Annotated in this window: 7 protein-coding genes; all 7 read left to right on the forward strand. The window is 45.0% G+C overall.

Annotated features, from left to right (window positions below):
- Positions 1–135: 135 nt before the first annotated feature.
- Positions 136–327 (forward strand): hypothetical protein, encoded by a 192-nt coding sequence (locus ACW12G_RS06205; RefSeq protein ID WP_010005314.1) that lies wholly within the window; start codon positions 136–138, stop codon positions 325–327.
- 20 nt (positions 328–347) lie between these two features.
- On the forward strand, positions 348–839 hold the full coding sequence (locus ACW12G_RS06210) for a PH domain-containing protein (protein ID WP_455647530.1): 492 nt from the start codon (positions 348–350) through the stop codon (positions 837–839).
- Positions 832–2,298 carry a PH domain-containing protein gene (locus tag ACW12G_RS06215; protein WP_455647531.1) on the forward strand — a complete coding sequence of 489 codons (1,467 nt, stop codon included), beginning with the start codon at positions 832–834 and terminating at the stop codon, positions 2,296–2,298. Before ACW12G_RS06210 ends, ACW12G_RS06215 begins: the two co-directional genes overlap by 8 nt.
- Positions 2,299–2,387: 89 nt before the next feature.
- A complete protein-coding gene (rpsP, locus tag ACW12G_RS06220; RefSeq protein ID WP_010005317.1) occupies positions 2,388–2,801 on the forward strand; it encodes a 30S ribosomal protein S16 in 414 nt (137 codons plus the stop codon).
- A 132-nt stretch (positions 2,802–2,933) separates the two neighbouring features.
- Entirely contained in the window at positions 2,934–3,530 is a 597-nt protein-coding gene (locus tag ACW12G_RS06225; protein ID WP_182055738.1) for a 5' nucleotidase, NT5C type, read from the forward strand.
- A gap of 141 nt (positions 3,531–3,671) precedes the next feature.
- Positions 3,672–4,436, forward strand: a complete 765-nt coding sequence (locus ACW12G_RS06230) for a DeoR/GlpR family DNA-binding transcription regulator (protein WP_455647532.1) — start codon at positions 3,672–3,674, stop codon at positions 4,434–4,436.
- A partial coding sequence (locus tag ACW12G_RS06235) for a PfkB family carbohydrate kinase (protein ID WP_455647533.1) occupies positions 4,433–4,894 on the forward strand: 462 nt, incomplete at its 3' end. The genes ACW12G_RS06230 and ACW12G_RS06235, both read left to right, overlap by 4 nt.

Here is a 4,894-nt window from a genome sequence, read left to right on the forward strand (position 1 = left end):
CCAATTACCAGTGCAAACGCGACACGAGTAACAAAACGAATATTGTCATAATTAATTTATGAGAATGCACGTTTTTTCATGAAATTCGATGCTAGTCATGATAAAATATACGTAATTGTTTATTAGGAGAAAATTATGACAGACAAAGACCAATTGGCAGCCTGGCATGAACAGTTAATTGCCATTATTAAAGATATTAATACGCCCCATACGTTGGGTGGTATTACCAATGAAGCCAACCGTTTGCACGACTCACGTTTGGCACGACGGGCGTTAGATCACTTGATTGTGTTGAGTGAAGAAATCAACGCTGAACGTCACAAGTAATGGTAGCTGGGGGCTGCGAGGTGATACCAACAAACGCTAAGAGTTTACCGCGGACAGCCAAGAAAGTGTGGTTGGCGCGTGATGTTTTGTTGCTGATACCAGGCTTAGTGCTTTGGGTTGGCCTGAATTATGTTTTTCAATCGCATTGGTCAAGTGCAGTGATGACAACGATCGATGTGATTTTTAGTATTGGTGTGCTCCTTGTTGTGGGACACATACTACTCATTCCGTATTATTATCGCTACTATAAGTATCTGTTAACCCCAGATGCGGTGACGATTTATCAGGGCTTTTTCCTTCGGAAAACGGCAACCGTGCCGGTTAATCGTATTCAAAATGTGGATACCCAACAAGGTCCATTGTTGCAACATTACCATTTGCAAAGTGTTATCGTCGTGACCGCTGCGCACAATTTCAAAATTGAAGCGATTGCAGAAGATGTCGCGCAAGCGTTGCGTGACCAATTAATTGCCTCAGCCCGGCAGGCGCGGGAGGTTGAGACTGATGACTAAACCCATGCGTCAATCAAAATTTGCCGTGATTGCCATGGTGATGCAGACGGCTAAAGATTTGTTGTTGCCGTTTGTATTTGTGATGTTGCAGGGGCAACGTAATTTTGGCCAACAGGCGCTGTGGACGGGTGGTTTTTTGTTGATTGCTCTGGTTCTTGGTGTCGTGAAATGGTTTTTCTTTACTTATGAGCTAACGCCGCATGAAATAACCGTGCATCAAGGGGTGTTTGTCAAACGTCGGACCCATGTCCCATTTGAACGTGTGCAAACCTTGACCAAAACGCAGCCCTTCATTTTCCAACCTTTTGAAGTCTTTCAAGTGCGAATAGAGACATCAGGTAAAGCGGATGATCAGTTAACGTTTAACGCTTTAACTCCAGCACAAATTGCGACCATTGAACGTTACCGACAAGTGGCGCAAACTACCAGTGTTGGCACAAAAACGACAGCACAACCGCAGGCGAGTGCCACGTATCAGATCGACCAACGGGCCTTAATCCGTTACGCCTTGACGTCATTTGGTAGCTTGGGGATTATTGGTGTCATTTTGACCTTGCTGTCTGAAGTGAGTAATCATCTACCAGAAAGTGTGATGGCTGGTTTAGATCATTGGTTAAGCGGTGGTAGTCTAATGTTTTATGCTATGTTGACTGCCGTCGTCATCTTTTTGGGCATTGGCGTAGCCTTTCTTAAAATTTATAATCAGTATTATGGGTTTACGTTGACCCGTGTTGGCCAGCACTTGGCCATTTCCCGTGGCTTATTGACTAAGCACACCATGCAGTTACGAACAACACGGGTGCAAGCTATCCAGTTGGAACAATCGTTATTGCGTCGCGCTTTGCGTTTGGTGACGGTGAGTGTTTTTTTGGCGTCATCGGTGAAGTCAGATAAAAATGAAGCGCACCAAACGGTTCTGATGCCGGTGATTCAAACAGCTGAAGCCACGCAAGTGCTACGGCCGTTCTTACCAACTTTGCCATTACCTGTATTACAACCTGTTAAAACGGTACCCCACGCTTTGCGCTATCAAATCCAATATGCGTTGTGGTGGGGTCTGGGTATTTTAAGCCTCGTGCTTGGGAGTTATTGGATACTAGCATCCCATTGGCAGTGGCACAACAGTGTTTCTGATACAGTGATGATGGTAGTGGCGGGCGTGCTCCTGTTAGTTTGGTTGTCGGCGGCTTGGTTGCGTATGCGCGATCAACGCTTGACGATTGCTGGTGATATCTTAGCAATTCAAACGACCCCATGGTTTACGAAACGTCAGTATTATGTTCGCCGTGATAAAATCCAAGGGCTGAATGCAGCACAAAGTATTTTCATGGGGCCACGCCAAGCACAGCATTTACAAGTCGTGGTACGACACGGCGACAGCGCTGCTGTCATTGATTTACGCTACTTACAAGCAGATGTCGTGGCGCAAGTGCGTCGCTGGTTAATCGATGTCAAGTAAAAACCCTTGACACGGTTTTTAAATCGTGGCATAATAAGAAAGTAAATTAACGTGCAAAAAGCACATAAGAAATTTGGAGGACATTATAGATGTCAGTTAAGATCCGTTTGAAGCGCATGGGTGCCAAGAAGCGTCCTTTCTACCGTGTTGTTATCGCTGATTCACGTTCACCTCGTGATGGCCGTTTCATCGAAACAGTGGGTACATACAACCCAATCGCACAACCTGCAGAAATCACATTGGATGAAGACAAGATTTTGGCATGGTTGAACAATGGTGCACAACCATCAGAAACTGTTCGTAACTTGTTGAGCCATGCTGGTATTTTGGCAAAGTTTGCTGAAGCTAAGGCTGCTAAGAAGTCAGCTGCTGAAAAGCCTGCTGCTTCAGTTGCAAAGCCAACTGAAAAGAACACTGTTGTTGAAATCAAGGTATACTTGGATGCCCAAGGTATCGAATATGCTTCATCAGCTAAGAAGGCTGAATTGTTGGCATTGGTATAAGACAACCTCAAAAAGTCGAAGCGTTTGCTTCGGCTTTTTTTGTGCTTTGTTTCTATCGCAAAATCCGCTATAATAAAACTATCCAAAGTTGGAAGCGCTTTCTTTAACTTTGACCTAAACGGAGAAATTCACATGCAAGCAAAGCCCAAATTATTTTTAGATATGGATAATGTCTTAGTCGATACGTTAGCCATTTTAAACACGATTGAGACGCAACAGTTACAAGTCGATAAGCCGGATCAAATTCCTGGGATTTTCCGAGATTTGCCACCAATGCCTGGTGCGGTGGCAGCGGTGCAGGCGCTGGCAACAGTTTATGAACTGCATATTCTGTCCACAGCACCATGGCAAAACGCCAGTGCTTGGCAAGATAAACTCTTGTGGTTAGCCGAACATTTTGGTGATGGGCCGGATAGTCCGTTTTACAAGCGGGTTACCTTGACCCATGATAAGGGGTTAGTGCATGCGGTTGGCGGGATTTTAATTGATGACCGCCCGTATCATGGGGCGAGTCAGTGGTTAGACCCAGCGGCCGATAGTCTCTGGCTACAGTATGGGCATGACTCACGATTGGTATGGACAGGGGAACTCGTTGATTATCTGAAATTGGTAGCGCAAGCTTATCAGAGTACTGGGAAACTTCATGAAAGTGCCATTGAACAGGCGAAAGGCGCTGATTATCAACTTCATGGCGCAACGGATCATTTTGAAAAAGCCCATTGGGAATAGACAAACAAAGCAATCACGACAGTGGTTGCTTTTTATTTGGTAGTATTTGAACGAATATGATAGAAAAAGGTTGCAAATTAAATTAAATCAAGTTATGATAAGAGCGTAAAGAAAGCGCTTACATTTTAATGAGGATAACCAATGATTGTTGAAGAAAGAAAAAAGCGACTACGAGATATTATTCAAAAGAATCAATTTGTATCCCTCCAAGAATTAAAACAGGCAACCCAAACCTCGCTCTCGACCGTCCGGCGAGATTTAGCTGACTTGGCAGCGGAAGGGGTTGTGCGACGTGTGCATGGTGGGGTTGAACTGATCACACCTGACCGTGATAACATGACGGTTTATGAACGGCGTACCATTTATCAAGCCGATAAGCAACAAATCGCCAAGCGTGCAGCCGCCGAATTAAAAGGCGGTGAAATGATTTTCTTAGATGCTGGAACGACGACGGGTGAGGTCATCCCTTATCTGGCTGATAAAAAGCCAGCCGTGACGGAGGTGACCAATTCGGTGCATCATGCCGCTAAACTATCGGATTTGATGATCCCAGTGATGATCATTGGCGGTCAGGTGAAACAGACCACGGATGCAGTCATTGGCGCTACGGCGGTGAATCAAATCAACCACATGGTCTTTCAAACGAGTTTCATTGGGGCCGACGGTTTGTCCGTTGATTTTGGGTTAACCACACCAGATTTAGAAGAGGCAGCGATTAAAAAGGCTGTAGTTGAGCGCTCCCAAGCCAGCTATGTCTTAGCGGACGCCAGCAAGATTGGGACGGCCTCGTTTGCCAAGGCGGTGGACTTATCACAAGTCACGTTGATTACCACACAACTAACAGCAGATCAAAGTCAGGCACTGCATCAAGTCATGACTGTGATTGAAGCGGAGGAGACAAAATGATCTATACCGTCACATTAAACCCATCACTGGATTACATCACGCGCTTACCCATCCTGACTCTGGGAGAAACCAATCGGTCAACCTCACAAACATTGTTTCCAGGTGGTAAGGGGATCAACGTGAGTCGGCTATTAAGCCATTTGGGCATCGATAATACCGCGCTAGGTTTTCTAGGTGGTTTCACCGGCGAACACTTGCAAGCAACGTTAAATGAACCACATCTCAAACAAGCCTTTACGACGATTGCGGGTAACACACGGATTAATTTAAAAATTAAAGCCGATGTTGAAACGGAAATCAACGCAACGGGTCCAGAGATTACGCCGGATGAATTAGCAACTTTTTTGCAACAATTTGATCAACTAACCGCCGATGATATGGTGATTTTGTCTGGTAGTGTGCCTAAAAGTTTAGCTGCGGATATTTATCAAAACATCATTGAAAAAATTAACCAACAC

The organism is Leuconostoc sp. (assembly GCF_965300815.1).